An 18,170-nucleotide genomic window follows, 5' to 3' on the forward strand; every position below is an offset into this window, starting at 1 on the left:
TGAAGAACGGGCTGCTTTGGGGCCGCCTCACGGCCCTTGCGGATGAACGCCAGCGCTAGATGCTTATTCAGCGAACATCATTTTTTTCGGTCTCAGACTGTCTAGCACAGACTGCTTTAAAATGTTCCGCGCAGCGTCACCGACACGTTGCGCGGGTCGCCCCAGTAGTACCCCGTGGCGGTCGGGGCCACCTGGCGGTAGTACTTGCGGTCGAACAGGTTGTTGGCATTGAGCTGCACCGAGTAGTGCTCGTCGAAGCGGTAGTTGATCAGCGCGTTGTACACCGCATAGCCCGACTGCGACGCCTCCACCGTACCGCTGCGGTTGTAGATGCTGCTCTGCGCCTGCACGCCGCCGCCCACGGTCCAGGCTTGCAGTTCGCCCGGCAGGCGGTAGCTGGTGAACAGGCGCAGCATGCGCTTGGGATCGGTGGTGCGGATGGCGTTGCCGGTGTTGCTGGTGGTGTCCTTGAGGTACTCGGTGGTGTTGTAGGTGTAGCCGCCGCCCACATTCCAGTCCGGCAGCACCTCGCCGGAGACCTCCAGCTCGAAGCCCTGGCTGCGGTTCTTGCCCGCCGCGACCTTGCAGTAGCCGGTCGCATAGTTGGGCAGGCACGGGTTGGGGCCGCTGATGTCGTCCAGGGCATTGCCCACCTGGTAGATGCGGAAAAACGCCAGCGAGGTGTTCAGGCGCCCATCGTAGAACTCGCCCTTGATGCCCGTTTCGTAGGCTTCGCCGGTTACCGGCGCAAGCACCGAGCCGCTGACGTCGGTGGCGGTCTGCGGGTTGAAGATTTCGGTATAGCTGGCGTAGGTGCTGAAGTTTTCGTTGAGGTCGTAGATCAGCGCGGCGTAGGGCACCACTTCGTTGTCGACGCTGAACTTGCCGCTGCTGCGCACGTTGTTTTCCTGCTCGTAGTCGTACCAGTTGGTGCGCGCGCCGACGATGGCGGTGAGCGAGTCGGCCAGGGAAATGCGCCAGGTGGCGTAGGCGCCTTCCTGGGTGGTGCGGGTGCGCACCGGGTGTGCGGTGACGGGAATCTTCGGGTTGGCCAGGCTGGTCTTCGGGTCCCAGGTGCGCACATCGAACAGGCCCGACTGGGTATTGGCCGTGGCCGCAGCGTAGGAGTCGTTGCGGATACGCTCGACACCGAGCATCAGTTCATGGGTGCGGCCGAGCAGGTCGAACGGGCCGTTGAGGGTGGCGCTGAGGTTGTTCTGCAGGCTTTCCCCGCCGTCGCCTTCGACCACCTGGTAGCTCATCAGGTAGGGGTTGCGGGTCGGGTTGCTGTCACCAGCGGCACGGGTGATGTAGGTCTGCTTGAAGCCGTCGTCGGCCAGTTCGAAGTGGGTGCGCTGGGCCATCAGCTTGAGCGACCAGTCGTTGTCGAAACGGTGCTCCAGTTCGGCGAAGCTCTGCAGGTTGCTGCGGTTCCAGCGGTTCCAGTCGGCGCCTAGGTAGGTGCTGCGGCCAAGCGGCAGCGGCTTGCCGTCGTAGTCGGCGGGCAGGTTGCCCCAGGCGCCGGTGGCGTCGAGTTTGGTCCATTCCAGGCCCGTGGTCAGCGTGGTGCTGTCGTCCAGGTCGAAGGCCATTACGCCGTACAGCACCTCCTTGCGTTCGCTGCGCGAATCCTGGAACAGGTCGCGGTCGTCGTGCACGGCGATCATCCGCCCGCGTACGTTGCCTGTTTCGGTCAGCGGGCCGGACAAGTCGGCCACGTAGCGCTGGCTGTTCCAGCTGCCGAGGGTGACGCTGCCTTCGCCCTGGAACTCGGCAGTGGGGCGTTTGCGCACCAGGTTGACGGTGCCGGACGGGTTGCCCGCGCCGCGCAGCATGCCGGTGGCGCCGCGCAGGATTTCCGCACGGTCGATGATCGCCGCGTCGCTCTGCACGAACGAGCCGCCGCCGCTGCCCTGAACCACGGTAGCGCCGTCGTACTGGATGGCGTCGATCGAGTAGCCGCGCGAGTAGTACTGCACCCGCTCACTGTCGAACAGGTTGACCACCACGCCTGGGGTCTGCTCCAGCAGGCTGGTGAGGTTGGTGATGTTCTGATCCTTCAGGCGCTGGCTGGTGACCACCGTCACCGACTGCGGCGTACGGCGCAGGCTTTGCGCGGTCTTGCCGATGGTCACCGCTCCGGTGGTGTAGGAGCCGGTGTTTTCCGTGGTCACGCCCAGGTGGTTGCTGGAAATGCTGGTAGCGCCCAGTTCCAGCGCGCCACCCAGGTCCATGGCCGGCACCAGCACGAAGCTGTCGTCGCCCTGTGGTTGGGCCTGCACGCCGCTGCCTTGCAGCAGGATCGACAGCGCTTCGGCGCTGCTATGGCGGCCCTGTACGCCCGGGCTTCGTTGGCCTTGCAGGCTGGCAGCATCGTACGACAGATTGAGCCCGCCCTGACGCGCCAGCTGGTCCAGTGCCGTGGCCAGGGGGCCTGCGGCGATGCGCCAATCGCGCGACTGCGCTCGCTCGGCAGGTGCGGTCTGGGCGAACGCAGGCAGGCTGGCTGTGCCAGCCAGGGCCAGGCTGAGCAGGGCTGCGCGTACGGCGCCATGCAGTCGATCATGGTGGAAAAAGGCAGGGTGGATCATGGAGCGCTCCTAAAGGTTGAGGCCACTTATCGGGCTTTATTCCTTCAGGCCGCACGAGAATGAGATTCCACCTCATTTAATTTCACGTTTTTTTCACACCTGCCCGACGTTCACCCAATAGCGGGTGCGGTAGTGCACTCGGATAGGCAGGTTGTGGGTCAGCAGACGCAGGATCTGGTCGGTGTCGGCCAGTTGATAGGTGCCCGACACCTTGAGCCCGGCAACCTGATCGGCACAGCGCAGGTAGCCGGGGCGGTAGCGCGACAGTTCGTCGAGGAACGCACGCAACGGCATTTGCTGCACGCTGAGCACGCCGTCAGTCCAGCCCCAGGGGTCGACCTGCAAATGTGCCGCCTGCAGATGGCCGGTGCGGTCGAATTGCCACACCGTGCCTGGTGTGAGCGCGCGCAGGCCATCGCCGACCCCGGCCAGTGACAGCTCGCCGCGTTTGACCGCCAGCAGCAGCCCCTTGGCGTCTTCGCGCAACAGCACCCGAGCGTTTCGCGTTTCGAACTGGCCGAAGCGGGTGGCGATGCGGAAAGGCCGGGGGTCCTGGGCGTTGCTGTCGAGGCTGACTTCGCCTTGCAGCAGGGTCAGTTGGCGTCGGTCGGCGGTGAAGCGCAGGTCGATGGCACTGTCGGTATTGAGCTGGATGTGGCTGCCGTCGCTGCTGTGCAACTGGCGCCGTTCGCCTGTGGCGGTACGGCTGTCGGCCAGCCACTGGCCCAGGCCCAGCGGCTCGCGGCCGGCCCAGCCCAGACCAGCGGCCATGGCCAGCACGCCGAGCAGTTTGAGCTGGTCGCGGCGGGTGATGCACTGGCGCTGCGTGGCTTCCAGGGTAGTGCGGCTCAGCTCGCCCGGCAGGCCGGCCAGCTCGTCACCCAAGCTGCTGACCCGCTGCCAGGCCAGCGCGTTGTGCGGATGGCTCTCCAGCCATTGCTGGAACTGCCGTTCGAGCCGTGGGGCAGGGCGGTCGTAGCGCAGCCGCACCAACCATTCGATGGCTTGGTCCACCTGGGCTTGGCCGGGCGTTGGGGCAGAGGCGCGCTCAAGCATCGGCATAGCGCAAGCGATAGCAGACGCCCAAGGCTCGGGCCAGATCGCGTTCCACCGTGGCCCGCGACACGCCTAGCCGCTCGGCGACCTGCGCGATGCTCAAGCCATCGAGCTGGGCCAGCAGAAACGCCTGACGCGCGCGAGGTTTGAGCCGGTGCAGGGCCTGGTCGAGGCGTTCGAGGGTATCGAGGATCACCCGTCGCGCTTCTTCGCTAGGCGCCTCGCCGGGCGGCAGGTGGGTCAGGCTTTCCAGGTAGGCGCGTTCCAGGGCGCGGCGGCGCAACTGGTCGATCATCAGGCCGCGGGCGATGCTGCTGAGGTAGGCGCGGGGTTGCTTGAGCGGCATCGCCTGGCGCGCGCGCAGCAGGCGCACGAAAGTGTCCTGGGCGAGGTCCGCGGCGTTGTCCCGGCAGCCGACCCGCGTCCACAGCCAGCCGCGCAGCCAGGCGTGATGGGTTCGGTAGAGCAGATCGACCTCGGCCGGTTGCAGCGTGTGATTGACCTGCATGACGATGAAAGCCCGGATTGGAATGGAGGAATGATTGTTAATCGTTCTCAATTCTATGCGGGAGGCTTGGACTCGGGCAATGCTGCCCCTTGAATAATTGCTGATCGGTAGGGTTGGGCGAGTGGATCTCGGGTGTGCCCGCACCGGCGGGTGAGGGGAGCCCGCATGCTTAGGTCATGACACACGTGGTGAGGCGGGAGCGGCATCGAGGTCACAAGGTCGCCCAGCGCAGGCCTACCGGCCTGCTCGACAGGCTTTGTCTACCGACCCAACCAGCGCAACGCACCCTGCCCGGCACGCACGCCGCTGGCGAAGCAGGCGGTCAACAGATAACCACCGGTGGGCGCTTCCCAATCGAGCATCTCGCCCGCACAAAACACGCCGGGCAGTGTTGCGACCATCAGGTCGGCGTTCAACGCCTCGAAGCGCACCCCACCGGCACTGCTGATCGCTTCATCCAATGGGCGAGTGCGCACCAGGGTGATTTCGAGCGCCTTGATCGCTGCGGCCAGCCGGCCCGGATCGGCGAACGCGGCCGCGTCGGTCAATTCGCGCAGCAGCCCGGCCTTGACCCCGTCCAGCCCCAGTTGACCACTGAGATGCTTGGCCATCGAACGCGAACCACGTGGACGTGCCAGGGCCTGGGCGATCTTGTCCACAGGCTTGTCGGGCAGCAGGTCGAGCAACAGGGTGGCCTGCCCGTCGCGCTCGATGGCGGCGCGCAAGGGCGCCGACCAGGCATACACCAGGCTGCCTTCCACACCCTGGGCGGTGAGGACGAACTCGCCCTTGCGCAGTGCGGCACCGGGCACCGACAAAGCGATGTTCTTCACCGGCGCGCCCGCATATCTGTCGCGTAGCAGCTCGCTCCAACCCGCCACCTCGAAACCGCAGTTGCTCGGCCGCAGCGGCGAGATATCCACACCCCGCGCTTGCAGCCACGGCACCCAGGCGCCGTCGGACCCCAAGCGCGGCCAACTGGCGCCGCCCAACGCCAGCACCACGGCATCGGGCCGCACCGCCCGCTCGCCTTCGGCATCAACAATGCGCAAGCTGCCGTCGGCGTTCCAACCCTGCCACCGGTGGCGGGTGTGGATAACCACACCGGCCTCGCGCAATCGTTTGAGCCAGGCGCGCAACAGCGGCGCGGCCTTCATGTCACTGGGAAAGACCCGCCCTGAAGTGCCGACGAAGGTGTCGATGCCCAGGCCATGGATCCATTCGCGCAACGCGTGGGCGTCGAAGTCGTGCAGCAGCGGCTGCACGGCGTGCTGGCGTTCGGCGTAACGCGCCACGAAGGCGGGCGCAGGTTCGGAATGGGTGATGTTCATCCCGCCGACGCCGGCCAGGAGGAATTTGCGCCCCACCGACGGCATGGCGTCGAACACCTCGACCGCTACCCCTGCCGCAGCCAGGACTTCGGCGGCCATCAGTCCGGCAGGGCCGGCGCCGATGATGGCAACGCAAGGGGCAGGGCGGGAAATGTCGGTCATGGTCGGTGGCGAGCTGTGGAAAAAAGGGTCGGTATTCTACCCTAGTGCATACACGGACGACACTGTACGAAAAATGAACAGCCCGCTGTAGCCCAGGAACCGTAAGGGCTGCGCGGTCTTTCCCGCAGGTTATCCACAGTCGGTTCCACAGTGATTGTGGGTAAAGGAAGCAACCATGTCTTGAGACTGGGTCCATGCCTGCGCGTCCGGGTCCGCACGGAAGACGTTTTTACGAACGATCAGGCAAGGATTGTGGATAAACGACTCGAGCATGCTATTTCGAGAGGCTGTACAAAAAACGTACAAACCTTTGTAGACCTTACACCACAAAGGCTACAGCGCTTTTCCAGCAGCTTATCCACAGCCGGTTCCACAGTCATTGTGGGTAAGCGAGCACCCGCGCCGCGCTGTGGTGAAGGATGCCATGGCGGCGGGCAAGCGCAGCGCGGTCCTTGCTGTAGCCGCCGCCGATCACGCCCATCACCGGAATGTCGCGGGCCAGGCAGCGGCGCAGCACGCATTCGTCCCGCGCCGCCACGCCGGCGTCGGTCAGTTGCAAGTAGCCGAGCGCATCGTCTTTGTGTACGTCCACGCCGGCGTCGTACAGCACCAGGTCCGGCTGGTACAGCGGCAGCAGGTAGTCCAGCGCCTGCTCCACCACCTGCAGATAGGCCGCATCGCCCATGCCGCGCGGCAGGGGAATGTCCCAGTCGCTGTCGGCCTTGCGTGCCGGGAAGTTCTGCTCGCAGTGCAGCGACACGGTGACTGCCTCGGGCGTGTCTTGCAGGATGCGCGCGGTACCGTCGCCCTGGTGCACGTCGCAGTCGAAGATCAGCACGCACTGCACGCGGCCGGCTTCGAGCAGGTAGCGGCTGATGATCGCCAAGTCGTTGAAGATGCAGAAGCCGGCCGGATGGTCGTAGTGAGCATGGTGGGTGCCACCGGCCAGGTGGCAAGCGACGCCGTGGCGCAAAGCCAGTTCGGCGGTCAGCAGCGAGCCTCCTACCGCACGCACGGTACGCCGCGCCAGGGCTTCGCTCCAGGGCAGGCCGAGGCGGCGTTGGTCCTCGCGGGACAGCTCGCCGTGCAGGTAACGGTTGATGTAGGCCGGGTCGTGGGCCAGGGTGAGGATGTCACGGGGGCAGATCTCGGGCCGGATCAACGCCTCGTCACAGGTCAGGCCGCTCTCGACCAGGTGATCGCGAAGCAAGCGGAACTTGTCCATCGGAAAACGGTGTTCAGGAGGGAACGCCGGGCTGTAGTCGTCGTGATAGATCAGCGGCAGGGACATGGTCAGCTCATGGGTAGGCCAGGGGGCATCTTGCCAGGTGCGCGGCGGTGGCGAACAGCGGCGGCGGCATGGGGCGCCGCGAGCGGCCAAGGATTCGAGTTTCATCCACAGGCAGGCTGGCGGCGCTCAGCCATTGCCCTACGCTTGCCTTATCGGCCGCTGTAGAGTGCGCCGTTGTCCTTCGGAGTCCCACCATGACCCTCATCGCCACCCTGGAAAGCCCGCGACTGATCCTGCGTCAGTGGCGCGACGAAGACCTCGATGAGTTCGCCGCGCTGTGCGCCGACCCACAGGTGATGCGCTACTTCCCGGCACCCTTGACGCGCCTGGAGGCTGCCGCCCTGATGGGTCGCCTGCGCGGGCACTTCAACGAATACGGTTTCGGCCTGTGGGCGCTGGAGCGCAAGGACAGCGGTGCCTTCATCGGCATGACCGGGCTGCTCAACGTGAGTTTCGACGCGCCCTTCACCCCGGCGGTGGAGATCGGCTGGCGCCTGGCCCGCCGCCATTGGGGGCTGGGGCTGGCCAGCGAGGCGGCCTGGGCTTGCTTGCGCTGCGCGTTCAGCCAGTTGCGCTTGCCCGAGGTGGTGTCCTTCACCACGGCCAGCAACCTGCCGTCGCAGAAGGTGATGCAGGCCATCGGCATGCAGCCCGACCCCGATGGCGCCTTCGACCATCCGCGCCTGCCGGCCGACCACCCGCTGCGGCCCCACGTGCTGTACCGCATCGACCTTCAGCAATGGCTGCACACCGTGCGCGCCTGAAGGGATCGGATGCGGGGTGGTGCTGACAAACCCTGTATCATCCCTGCCCATGAAACGCCGTAGTGCGGACACGCCTTGCTAGGAGAAACAACCGATGAGTGAAGTGCTGGACGACCTGGTCGACCTGCTGAGCCTGGAAGCGATCGAAGAAAACCTGTTCCGCGGCCGCAGCCAGGACCTAGGCTTCCGCCAACTGTACGGCGGCCAGGTGCTGGGCCAATCGCTGTCGGCGGCCAGCCAGACGGTCGAAAACGCCCGCCACGTGCACTCGCTGCACGGCTATTTCCTGCGCCCGGGCGACGCCAGCATGCCGGTGGTGTACTCGGTCGATCGCGTACGCGACGGCGGCAGCTTCAGCACGCGTCGGGTCACGGCGATCCAGAAGGGCCAACCGATCTTCACCTGCAGCGCCTCGTTCCAGTACGACGAGGAAGGTTTCCTGCACCAGGCGGCGATGCCTGAGGTAGTAGGGCCGGAGAACCTGCCGAGCGAACTGGAACTGGCCAGCACCCTGGCCGATCACCTGCCCGAGCGGCTGCGGGAAAAGGTGCTGCGGCCCAAGCCCATCGAGATCCGTCCGGTGACCGAGCGCGACCCGTTCAACCCCACGCCCGACGATCCGGTCAAGTACGTCTGGTTCCGGGCCGACGGCACCTTGCCGGACCTGCCCGCGCTGCACAAATACCTGCTGGCCTACGCGTCCGATTTCGGTTTGCTGACCACCTCTTTGCTGCCCCACGGCAAGTCGGTGTGGAACAACGACATGCAGATCGCCAGCCTCGACCACTCGCTGTGGTTCCACGCCAACCTGCGTGCCGACGAGTGGCTGCTGTACGCCACCGACAGCCCCTGGGCCGGCAACGCCCGTGGCTTCAACCGTGGCAGCATCTATAACCGCGCCGGCCAACTTGTGGCGTCCTCCAGCCAGGAAGGGCTGATTCGCCACCGCAAGGATTGGGCATGAAGCTGCACGACATCCGCCACTGGGTCTTCGACATGGACGGCACCCTGACCGTGGCGGTGCACGATTTCGCGGCTATCCGCGTGGCTTTGGACATCCCGCCGCAGAGCGACATCCTCGGCCACCTGGCCGCGTTGCCGGCTGACGAGGCCGCCGCCAAGCACGCCTGGCTGCTCGAACACGAGCGCGACCTGGCCCTCGGCTCGCGGCCCGCGCCAGGTGCGGTGGCGCTGGTGCGCGAGCTGGCCGGGCGCGGCTGCCGTCTAGGCATCCTCACCCGCAACGCCCGCGAGCTGGCCCACGTCACGCTGCAAGCCATCGGCATCGCCGAGTGCTTCCCCAAGGCGCACATCCTGGGCCGCGACGAGGCCGAACCCAAACCCAGCCCCGAAGGCTTGCTGCATATCGCCCAGGCCTGGAGCGTGGCCCCTGCCGAGATGGTGATGGTCGGCGATCACCACATCGACCTGGACTGCGGACGGGCGGCGGGCACGCGTACGGTGCTGGTCAACCAGCCGCACAACGACTGGCCGGAACTGGCCGACTGGCATGCCGCCGATTGCCGGGCGCTGCAGGTGCTGTTGGGGTGAGGTTGGACGCGGGCGTTGCAGATGCTGTTGGGGTGAGATTGGGCGTGAAACTTGCGTTCATTCTGTCAGTTCTGGGTTGAGGCTATTGGGCCGGCGATGCCGGCCATCGCGGCTAAAGCCGCTCCTACAGGGTTTGGGGGCAGTCTTAGCTTGGTGCCAGCTGACAGTGTGGGAGCGACTTCAGTCGCGATGGCCGGCAAAGCCGGCCCGATGGTGCGATGGCTTTCTCCACAGGGTAAGCGGCGCTCGATCCAGGTCGGCGATGCCGTTCATCGCGATCGACCGGGGCGCCGAACCGGCTTTCCCACACCGAACCAGCCGTCCCCACATTGGCTGGCTTCGGACCATGCAGGCTCAGTTCGGTGTAACTGCATGTAATGGCACTGCCTGCGGTGGCAGACCATTACATTCCCGGCAAGCCGCGATAGAAGGCAAGTCTTTAGAATGGCGCCGCTCGAATGCGATTCATTCGCTATGGCGCTGTCTGGCACGGTGGCGTGCGCATGGGTTCGCCATTGCCCACACATGCCCGCCGATCGCACGCCCCTGCGCGTACGGCACTCGAGTCCTGCGGCATCCGCCGCCGTCCATCGACCTGGAGTTCCGCCCATGAACCGTACCCCCACCTGGCGGCGCCTGCTGCCGTTGCTCGCCATCGTCTGTTGCTGGCTGGGCCTGGCCACACCCGCCGGCGCGGTCGAGGTCACCGACGTCCTGGGCCGTACCGTCAAGCTCGACCACGCGCCCCAGCGCATCGTGCTCGGCGAAGGGCGGCTGTTCTTCGCCCTGGCGCTGCTCGACCGCGACAACCCGTTCCAGCGCGTGGTCGGCTGGCAGAACGATATGCGACTGCTCGACCCGCATACCTATGAGGTGTACGCCAAGCAGTACCCGCAGATCGCCAAGCTGCCGCTGATCGGCCAGGCGTCGGAGCAGAGCGTGAGCTCCGAGCAGATCCTGGCGCTCAAGCCGGACCTCGCCATCTTCAGCATCGCCGGCGAAGGCCCGACCCAGCACAGCCCAGTGGCCGACCTGCTGGCCAAGGCCGGCGTCCCGGTGCTGTTCATCGACTTCCGTGTGCAGCCGATCCGCAACACCCGGGTCAGCCTCGAAGCGCTGGGCGCCTTGCTCGACCGCAAGGCGCAGGCACAAACATTCCTCGACCTGTACGACCGCCACCTGCAACGCGTCGAGCAGGCTGTCGCCGGCCTCGAAGACAGCGAGCGGCCCAAGGTCTTCCTCGAATTGTTGCCCGGCGTCTGGCAGGCGCCGGGGCATACCACCGGCAAGAGCGGTCTGGGCAGCGTGGTCGACGCCGTGGGCGGGCACAACATCGCCGCCGACGTGATCCCCGGCGCCTTGGGCGATGTCAGCGTGGAGTACGTGCTGCAACGCGATCCCGACGTGTACATCGCCACCGGCAACCGCGCGCCGGGCGTGCTGCTCGGCGCAGGCGTGTCCCAGAAGACCGCACAGGACAGCTTGGCGCGCATCACCGCACGCCCCGAGTTCGCCCCGCTGCGGCCGATCCAGCAGGGCCAGGCCCATGCCCTGTGGCACGACTTCTACAACTCGCCGTTCAACATCCTGGCCATCGAAGCCATGGCCCGCTGGATCCACCCCGAGCGCTTCGAGGACCTCGACCCGCAGGCGACCCTGGCCGAGATCAACCGGCTGCTCAAAGTGAGCCTCGAGGGCAGTTACTGGATCGACGCGAAATGACTGCACAGCTCTCTGGCGACGCGCTACAGGCCGCCGCGCGCTATCGCCGCCTGCTGTGGCGACGCACCTGGCTGGTCGTGGGCTTGGCGCTGCTGCTGGTGCTCGCCGTACTCGGCGACCTGGCCAGCGGCGCGTCGGGTATGGGCCTGGCGCAACTGCTGCACGGCGTGTTCGACCCGGCCAGCCTCAGCGCCACCGAACGGGTGATCATCTGGAACGTGCGCCTGCCCTACGCGCTGATGGCCGTGCTGGTGGGCGCAGCGTTGTCGCTGGCCGGCGCAGAAATGCAGGCCATCCTCGACAACCCGCTGGCGAGCCCCTTCACCCTGGGCGTGTCGTCGTCGGCGGCGCTCGGCGCCTCGCTGGCGATCGCCTACCCCCTGGGCGTGGCCTGGCTGGCGCCCAGCGTGCAGGTGCCCTTGATGGCCTTCGTCTTCGCCTGCCTGTCGGTGCTGTTGCTGCAAGCGATGTCGCGCCTGCGCAGCGCCGGTGTGCAGAGCCTGGTGCTGTTCGGCATCGCCTTGGTGTTCAGCTGCAACGCCCTGGTGTCGCTGTTGCAGATGCTGGCCACCGAAGACGTGCTGCAACAGCTGGTGTTCTGGACGCTGGGCAGCCTGGCCCGGGCCAACTGGGATTCGCTGACCCTGCTGGCCATCGTGCTCGCCGCGGTGCTGCCGTTCTCGCTGCGCGCCGCACCGGCCATGACCCTGCTGCGCATGGGCGAAGACCGCGCCCGCAGCTTCGGCGTGGACACTCGCCGCCTGCGCCATGCCTCGCTGCTGCGCATCAGCCTGTTGGCGGCCACGGCGGTGGCGTTCGTCGGCACTATCGGCTTCATCGGCCTGGTGGGACCGCACATCGCGCGTTTGCTGGTGGGCGAGGACCAGCGCTTCCTGCTCCCGGCCAGCGCGCTGGTCGGGGCCTTGCTGCTGGCACTGTCGTCGGTGGCGAGCAAACTCATCCTGCCGGGCATGATCGTGCCGGTGGGCATCGTCACCGCACTGGTGGGCGTGCCGGTGTTCGTGGCGCTGGTGTTCCGCCGAGGGAGAAACCTGTGAGCCTGTCGATCGACGCGCTGTACGTGGCCTATGGCAAACGCGCGGTCATCCAGGGCCTGAGCCTGCCGCCACTGCCCAGCGGCAGCCTGGTGGCGCTGGTCGGCCCGAACGGTGCCGGCAAGTCCACCTTGCTGCGCGCGCTGGCTGGGCTGGAACCGATGAAAGGGGCGTTGACCCTCGACGGCGTCGACGTGACCCAGTTGAATTTCGCCGAGCGGGCCCGGCGCCTGAGCTACATGCCCCAGCAACTGCCGCCCGGCATTGCCTTGGGCGTACTGGAAAGCATCATCGTCGGCCTGCGCGTCGGCGGCACCGAGCATCCCGCCGCCCTGGCCTTCGAGGCGCTACGCCAGTTGGGCATCGAACACCTGGCCGAGCGCGGGCTCGACGCGCTGTCGGGCGGGCAGAAGCAGTTGGTGGCGCTGGCCCAGCTATTGGCGCGCAACCCCCAGGTGCTGTTGCTCGACGAGCCCACCAGCGCGCTGGACCTGCACTATCAGTTGCGGGTGATGGACGCGGTGCGCCAAAGGGTCCAGGCCCAACGCCTGCTGGCCATCGCCGTGCTGCACGACATCAACCTCGCGGCCAGCCACGCCGACACCCTGGTGATGCTCGACCAGGGCCGGGTGGTGGCCTGCGGCACCCCGGAGGACGTGTTGCGCCCGGCGCTGCTGGCCGAGGTGTATGGGGTGCAGGCACGGGTCGAACGCTGCTCGCGCGGGCGGTTGCAAGTGCTGGTCGACAGGGCGATGTCGCACCCCAGGGGCGCCGCTTAGCGCAGTTGCATGGAGTCCAATTGCTGCTGGGCATGGGCGGCCATGCGGTAGGCGTCCAGCGTGGCGGCGATCTCCTCGATGTCCAGGCGACGGCCGTTGCACATCAAGCCGGCCGAGTTGATGCGGATGTGCGGCGTGGGCTTGGCCAGGGCCATGGCCTGGTTGCCGAACAACTGGAAGGTGGCGCGGTGCTTGGGCAGCGGTGCGCCGGGGCGCAGGGTCAGCTTTTGCAGCGTGGCCATGCCCTCGTCCTTGACCACGATCTCGGCGATGTCGGTCAGCTCGACCGGCGCGCTCAAGGTGTCGACCGTCAGCTGCCGGCGATTCAAGCGCATGAACACGGCCTTGCCGGCGTTGCGATGCTGCCAGGTCAGCGCGAGGAAGATGACCACCATGACCAGCGCGAAGATCGTCATCTTGTTGCTGCCAATATGAATCCCGTACCCCATCAAGATCAGTGCGCCCAAGAGCAGGATCGGCCCCCAAACCTTGAAACGCGTCGTATTGGTGAACTCGCTCTGCTCCGGCACCTGGGCGATGACCGCCTGCAGTTCGTCGACCACCTGCTGGCGGCCGGCCGCTTGGGCCTGGCTGTGCTCGCGGGTCAGCGACTCGGCCAGGTTGGCCAATGGATCGGGGTTCTGGGGTGTGCTCATGGTGGGGTTTCCTGAGGGCGGATGGATGTGAGGGTTGGCCGTCGGATCGCGACTTGGAAGGAGACGGGCGAGCCTGGCTCAAGGGCCTTGACGCTCATGCCCAGGCTCCGGCGGGGTTGGCTGGCGAAGGCGCTTGGGTCAGATGGGCGAACCACTGCCGGTCGCTGTCCCTGGGTGTGCGTGTGGCTTCGGCGAGCAAGTTCGCGTCGAGCTCCACGCCCAGCTGGCGCACGCGGCTGGCCGTGGACGGGTGGGTGTCGAACGGGTGGTCGACGGCCTGCTCCAGCACGCTGTCGTCCAGGCGCAGGGGGGCGGCACGCAGATGCTCGGCCAAGGCCTGGATCAGATTGGAATGGCGGCCGTCGCCCAGCAGACGCGCTATTTCGCCGTCCAAGGCGACCACCCGCAGCAGGGCCTGGCAGAACAATCGCTCGCCGGCCACCTGTGCGCCGCTGCGGTCGGCGACCAGTTCCTGGGCACGGCTCCAGTGATGCACCGCGACCTGGAAGTAGTGCAGGAACTGCGCGGTGATCCAGATGGCCGGCCGCTCGATCCAGGACGGGTCCTCATCGGCGGCGCGGATCATGGCGAAGTGCACGCACATCAGCCTGAAGCGTGCTGCCACTTCGCTGCCGCGCTCGGTGTCGCGGCTGCTGAAGTGCCCCAGTTCGTGGCCGATGATCGCGGCCGTCTCCTGCTGGCTCAGGGTCGACAGGTAGGTCAGCGGCAGGTACAGCGTGCGGCCGCTGAGCACCTGCTGCGAAGGTTGCAGGGTGACGTCCACGCTGGTGACGAAGAACGACTGGTCCACGCCCACCACGATGTGGTCCGGCACCGGCGCGCCGAGGTCGGTGGCCAGGCGCTCGACCCAGGACCACAGCCCCGGTGCCTCGTGGCGGCCCAGACCGCGACCGAGAAAGCTCGATACCGGCGCCTGCATCTCGTACCAGCGTTGGCGCAGGCGCTGAATCAGCATCAGCCCGATGCCCAACACGCCCAGTACCGGTATGGCCGCCAGGGCGATGGCCCAGCCGCCGGCCTTGAAATGGCTCCAGCCATAGTCGATTTCATACAGCAGAATCACCCCGAGCGAGCCGACCAGCAGCCCGGTGTAGGCCACCAGCCAGCGGCCCAGCACGTGCCAGCTCTGGCTCAGGTGGTCGTGCAGGTACTGTTGCGATTTCAGCGCACGCCAGGCGTCCAGGCGCAGCTTGACCCAGGTGGCCGGGCCGGCCAATAGGGCCGCCAGCGCCAACAGGTAGGCGAGGGTGGCCAAGAGTTGGCGCAAGCGTAGGGACGTGCGGTCGGCGTCGGCCTGGGCCACTGTCCATTCGAAGTGTTCGCGCCGGCTTTGTGGGGTCATGACCTGGGTGCGTTCGGCATATGAAAGCTGTTGCAGCAACGCGTCGCTGGGGCTGTCCAGCCACTGCCGCATGACCTGCGCTTCTTCCAGCACGCTGTCGGCCCGCCAGCTTTGCAGACTGCTCCAGGCCATCAGGGCCAGGGGCAGCAGCAGGATCGTCAGGGGCCAGGCCAGTTGCCGCAGGCGGTTCATCATCGTTCAACCTCAGGGTGGGGCTGCGGCACAGGGCGGTGCGCGCTTGGAGCGTTCGGGAGGGCTGGGGCGAGCGGTGGCCCATCGACCGTACGGCGCGCAGCGGGCTTGCCAGCGCCGTCGCACCTCCACGCCAGGGCAGGCAGGGGTCGCAGAGTGAAATTTCCCGCCCCATCCATGGTCTATTGCGTCTGATCGGCCTCCCTGGCAAAGGCCCATGACGCCTGCGACGCGAGGGCTGCCTGGCTCACCATGGGCGGTCAGGCGGGGCAACGTGCGGCAGGCATCGCTTGGGCTCGAAGCCGCGCGTGGTTCGCTTTTGCGGCTTGGAGTCGGTATTGAAGGCAACCCCAGGCGATCTGCCAAGCACCTGGGCCGTTGCCCACAACAATCAGGCCGTTGCTCACAACGCCCCATGCATCCGCTGTGATGGCGTTATCATTCGCACCGCCCTACAGTCCCCCGGACACACACCGATGAAACGCTGGAACCCCTACCTGGACACGCACTTCGTATACGACCACCCTGCGGCCCTGGCCACAGCGGGTGTGCTGGACGACAGCGCGCAGCAGGTGCTCGGCAGCGCCATCGGCCACTACCGTGCCCGCACCGTGCGCCCGCACTTGCAGTATTTCGACTGCAACCTGCAATTTCCCGAGGCGCTGCGCATCGACAAGGTGCTGCCCGGCAGCCTGTGCCTGGTACACGTGCTCGACGGGCAGTGGCAGCACGAAGTGGACGGCCAGCTCAACCGCTACACCTTGGGCGGCACCCATTGCCTGGGCTTGAGCGAAAGCATGGAGGCCGTGGACCAACTGCCGGGCGGTAGCCATGCGCGGATGGCGGGCTTGCGCATCGCCGGCGACTTTCTCCACGAGCTGGCCGAAGAGGACGACACCCTGCGCCCGCTGCTGGGGCTGCTCGACAACGGCATGCAGTTCGCCGAATTCAATCGCTGCAAGACCATGGGCGTGCTGCTGGAGCGGTTGTACCACTCGCCGTACGTCGGTGTGCTGGAGCGTTTGAACCAGGAAAGCCTGAGCCTGGCGGTGCTGGTCGAGCTGGCGAACTTTCTCAAGGGTGAGCCGACTCGGCCCGATCCCGCACCGCGCGGGCAGCGCGACCTCGCCCACGAAGCCCGCCGCGTGCTCGACGAACACCTCGTCGACCCGCCGGGCAGCGTGGCCCTGGCCCGTCAGCTCGGTGTGGGCGAAACCACCCTGCGCCGGGCGTTCGCCAACGTCTATGGCCAGTCGATGCTGCAGTACCTGCGCCAGGCGCGCATGGAGCTGGCGCGCACCTTGCTGCGCCAGCGCAAGTGGCAGGTGGCGCAGATCGCCTTCCGCCTGGGGTACGCCAACCCGGCCAACTTCAGCCATGCGTACAAGGCGCATTTCGGGTATCCGCCTGGGGCCGAGGCCTAGACGTTTTGGGTTGCACGCAGACCAAGCCTGCCATGCGGTAGGCAACGTCCGACGACCTCAGCTATCGCCAGCCCTCGCCTAGGCGGGTCGGGTGCTGGTCAAGTGGCTGGGCTTGCAACCCGAAAACAGATCCAGTGCCGGGTCGTAGACCCGCGTCTGCACTTGCAGCAAGCCCAGCATCGAGTGGAACAGGTTGTCCTGGCTCAGGGGGGCGCTGCGGTTGCGGGCCAGGCAATCCATGTCGACACCGACGGCTTGCTGGTAGGTGTCCGACAGCCACACCAGCAATGGCACGTGCTTCTGCTGCTCGGGCGCGAGCATGTAAGGGGTGCCGTGCAGGAACAGGTTGAACTCGCCCAGCGACTCGCCGTGGTCAGACAGGTAGACCATGGCAGTGGCGACGTGCGCCTGGTTCTTGCGTAGCAGGTCGAGCAACTGGGCCAGGACATGGTCGGTGTACAGCAGCGTGTTGTCGTAGGCGTTGACGATGCTGTCGCGGCTGCACTGGTCCAGCGCATTGCTCTTGCACACCGGCGTGAAGCGCTCGAACGCTGCCGGGTAGCGCTTGTAGTACTCGGGGCCATGGCTACCCATCTGGTGCAGCACCAGGACGGTGTCCTGATCGAGGTGGTCGATCAGCGTTTGCAGCCCTTGCAGGAGGATTTCGTCGCGGCACTCGTGGTCGGCGCACAGGGTAGGGTCGGTGGCGTTGCTGAGGTTGACCACCGTCGCGCTGGCACAGGTGCCTTTGCAGCCCGATTGGTTGTCGCGCCAGAGCACCTGCACCCCAGCGCGCTTGAGCACGTCGAGCAGGCCTTCGCGGTTGCTGACGGCCGACGCGCTGTAGCCCGCACGGCCCAGGTTGGAAAACATGCAGGGCACCGAGACGGCCGTTTCCGTGCCGCAGGAATGCATGTCGGGGAATGCGACCAGCCCCGGCACTCGACTCAATTCGGGGTTGGTGTCGCGGGCATAGCCCAGCAGGCTGAAGTTCTCGGCGCGGGCGCTTTCGCCGACCACCAGCACGGTCAGGGATTTACGTGTCTGGTTCGCCGCAGACCGTACGCGCACGGCGTCTTCGCCGATACGTGTGAGGGGTTGCTGCGAACTGACCACCTGTTCGCGCACATAGTTGATGGAGGCGCCAATGTAATTGCTCGGCACGACCATTAAATGTAATTCATGGTGATTGCGCAGCAACGACGACAGGCCTTGATAATTGATCAGGCCTACACTGGCGACCAGTGCAGCACCTCCAGCGGTCATCAGGGTCTTGCTCAGCAGGCTGGGTAACCATCGGCGGTAATTAACGGGCGTTCGCCATAGCAATAAGGAGGGGAGTAGGCCCAACAGTGCTATATAGGCGAAGAGTGTCGGCGATAACAGGTCGCGTACTTCCGTTGCATTGGTTTCTGCGGCATTACGCAGCATGCCAGTATCGATCAAGATACCGTAACGGTTCATGAAATACGTTACACCCGCGCTGACCATGAACAGTGCGATCAACGCGGGTTTGAACAGTTTCGGTATCGCCAACCAGGTGAGCACGATCGTGAACACACCGAACAACAGCGTGGCGAACGCTGCCGTCAGGTGCCAGCCCGCGCCGCCTGCCGCGGTGATCGCATCGAGGTGATGCCATAGCGGCAGGTTGAAGGCGCCCAGCAGAAACGCGCTGGCCAGCACCGTGACGATTTCGGGGCGCACAGGTTTTATCTTGAGCAT

The 18,170-nt window shown here is 66.2% G+C and carries 15 protein-coding genes; 7 read left to right on the forward strand and 8 right to left on the reverse strand.

Annotated elements, in window-relative coordinates:
- Positions 1-116 precede the first annotated feature (116 nt).
- From ACSMEV_RS06960 to ACSMEV_RS06980, 5 genes are all read right to left on the reverse strand, one after another.
- Complete coding sequence (locus ACSMEV_RS06960; RefSeq protein WP_459207772.1) at positions 117-2,591, reverse strand: TonB-dependent siderophore receptor; 2,475 nt, start codon at positions 2,589-2,591, stop codon at positions 117-119.
- 93 nt (positions 2,592-2,684) lie between these two features.
- Positions 2,685-3,653, reverse strand: coding sequence for a FecR domain-containing protein (locus ACSMEV_RS06965; protein WP_459207773.1), 969 nt, complete (start codon positions 3,651-3,653; stop codon positions 2,685-2,687).
- Positions 3,640-4,155 (reverse strand): sigma-70 family RNA polymerase sigma factor, encoded by a 516-nt coding sequence (locus ACSMEV_RS06970; protein ID WP_459207774.1) that lies wholly within the window; start codon positions 4,153-4,155, stop codon positions 3,640-3,642. The genes ACSMEV_RS06965 and ACSMEV_RS06970 overlap by 14 nt, the downstream gene beginning before the upstream one ends.
- A 260-nt stretch (positions 4,156-4,415) precedes the next feature.
- Positions 4,416-5,648: a TIGR03862 family flavoprotein gene (locus tag ACSMEV_RS06975; protein ID WP_459207775.1), complete on the reverse strand. Its 1,233-nt coding sequence runs from the start codon at positions 5,646-5,648 to the stop codon at positions 4,416-4,418.
- 376 nt (positions 5,649-6,024) lie between these two features.
- The gene (locus ACSMEV_RS06980) at positions 6,025-6,939 is read right to left on the reverse strand and encodes a histone deacetylase family protein (RefSeq protein ID WP_459207776.1); all 915 of its coding nucleotides are present in this window, start codon (positions 6,937-6,939) and stop codon (positions 6,025-6,027) included.
- Positions 6,940-7,133: 194 nt separating this feature from the next.
- On the opposite strand from ACSMEV_RS06980, the gene ACSMEV_RS06985 reads away from it, so the two are divergent.
- From ACSMEV_RS06985 to ACSMEV_RS07010, 6 genes are all read left to right on the forward strand, one after another.
- Positions 7,134-7,703, forward strand: a complete 570-nt coding sequence (locus ACSMEV_RS06985) for a GNAT family N-acetyltransferase (protein WP_459207777.1) — start codon at positions 7,134-7,136, stop codon at positions 7,701-7,703.
- Positions 7,704-7,797: 94 nt separating this feature from the next.
- Entirely contained in the window at positions 7,798-8,667 is an 870-nt protein-coding gene (gene tesB / locus ACSMEV_RS06990) for an acyl-CoA thioesterase II (RefSeq protein WP_459207778.1), read from the forward strand.
- Entirely contained in the window at positions 8,664-9,254 is a 591-nt protein-coding gene (locus ACSMEV_RS06995) for an HAD family hydrolase (RefSeq protein ID WP_459207779.1), read from the forward strand. The genes tesB and ACSMEV_RS06995 overlap by 4 nt, the downstream gene beginning before the upstream one ends.
- Before the next feature lie 609 nt (positions 9,255-9,863).
- A complete protein-coding gene (locus ACSMEV_RS07000) occupies positions 9,864-10,976 on the forward strand; it encodes an ABC transporter substrate-binding protein (protein WP_459207780.1) in 1,113 nt (370 codons plus the stop codon).
- A complete protein-coding gene (locus ACSMEV_RS07005; RefSeq protein WP_459207781.1) occupies positions 10,973-12,034 on the forward strand; it encodes a FecCD family ABC transporter permease in 1,062 nt (353 codons plus the stop codon). Before ACSMEV_RS07000 ends, ACSMEV_RS07005 begins: the two co-directional genes overlap by 4 nt.
- Positions 12,031-12,810: an ABC transporter ATP-binding protein gene (locus ACSMEV_RS07010; RefSeq protein ID WP_459207782.1), complete on the forward strand. Its 780-nt coding sequence runs from the start codon at positions 12,031-12,033 to the stop codon at positions 12,808-12,810. The genes ACSMEV_RS07005 and ACSMEV_RS07010 overlap by 4 nt, the downstream gene beginning before the upstream one ends.
- Here the strand turns inward: ACSMEV_RS07010 and ACSMEV_RS07015 are convergent.
- Both ACSMEV_RS07015 and ACSMEV_RS07020 read right to left on the reverse strand, forming a co-directional pair.
- Positions 12,807-13,466 (reverse strand): hypothetical protein, encoded by a 660-nt coding sequence (locus tag ACSMEV_RS07015; protein WP_459207783.1) that lies wholly within the window; start codon positions 13,464-13,466, stop codon positions 12,807-12,809. The genes ACSMEV_RS07010 and ACSMEV_RS07015 overlap by 4 nt on opposite strands.
- Positions 13,467-13,560: 94 nt before the next feature.
- Positions 13,561-15,024, reverse strand: a complete 1,464-nt coding sequence (locus tag ACSMEV_RS07020) for a M48 family metallopeptidase (protein WP_459207784.1) — start codon at positions 15,022-15,024, stop codon at positions 13,561-13,563.
- Between the two features lie 473 nt (positions 15,025-15,497).
- Between ACSMEV_RS07020 and ACSMEV_RS07025 the strand changes: the two genes are divergently transcribed.
- Positions 15,498-16,445, forward strand: a complete 948-nt coding sequence (locus ACSMEV_RS07025; protein ID WP_459207785.1) for a helix-turn-helix transcriptional regulator — start codon at positions 15,498-15,500, stop codon at positions 16,443-16,445.
- A 78-nt stretch (positions 16,446-16,523) separates the two neighbouring features.
- On the opposite strand, the gene ACSMEV_RS07030 is transcribed toward ACSMEV_RS07025, so the two are convergent.
- The gene (locus ACSMEV_RS07030) at positions 16,524-18,170 is read right to left on the reverse strand and encodes a phosphoethanolamine transferase (RefSeq protein WP_459207786.1); all 1,647 of its coding nucleotides are present in this window, start codon (positions 18,168-18,170) and stop codon (positions 16,524-16,526) included.

This window comes from Pseudomonas sp. MLB6B (genome assembly GCF_054508135.1).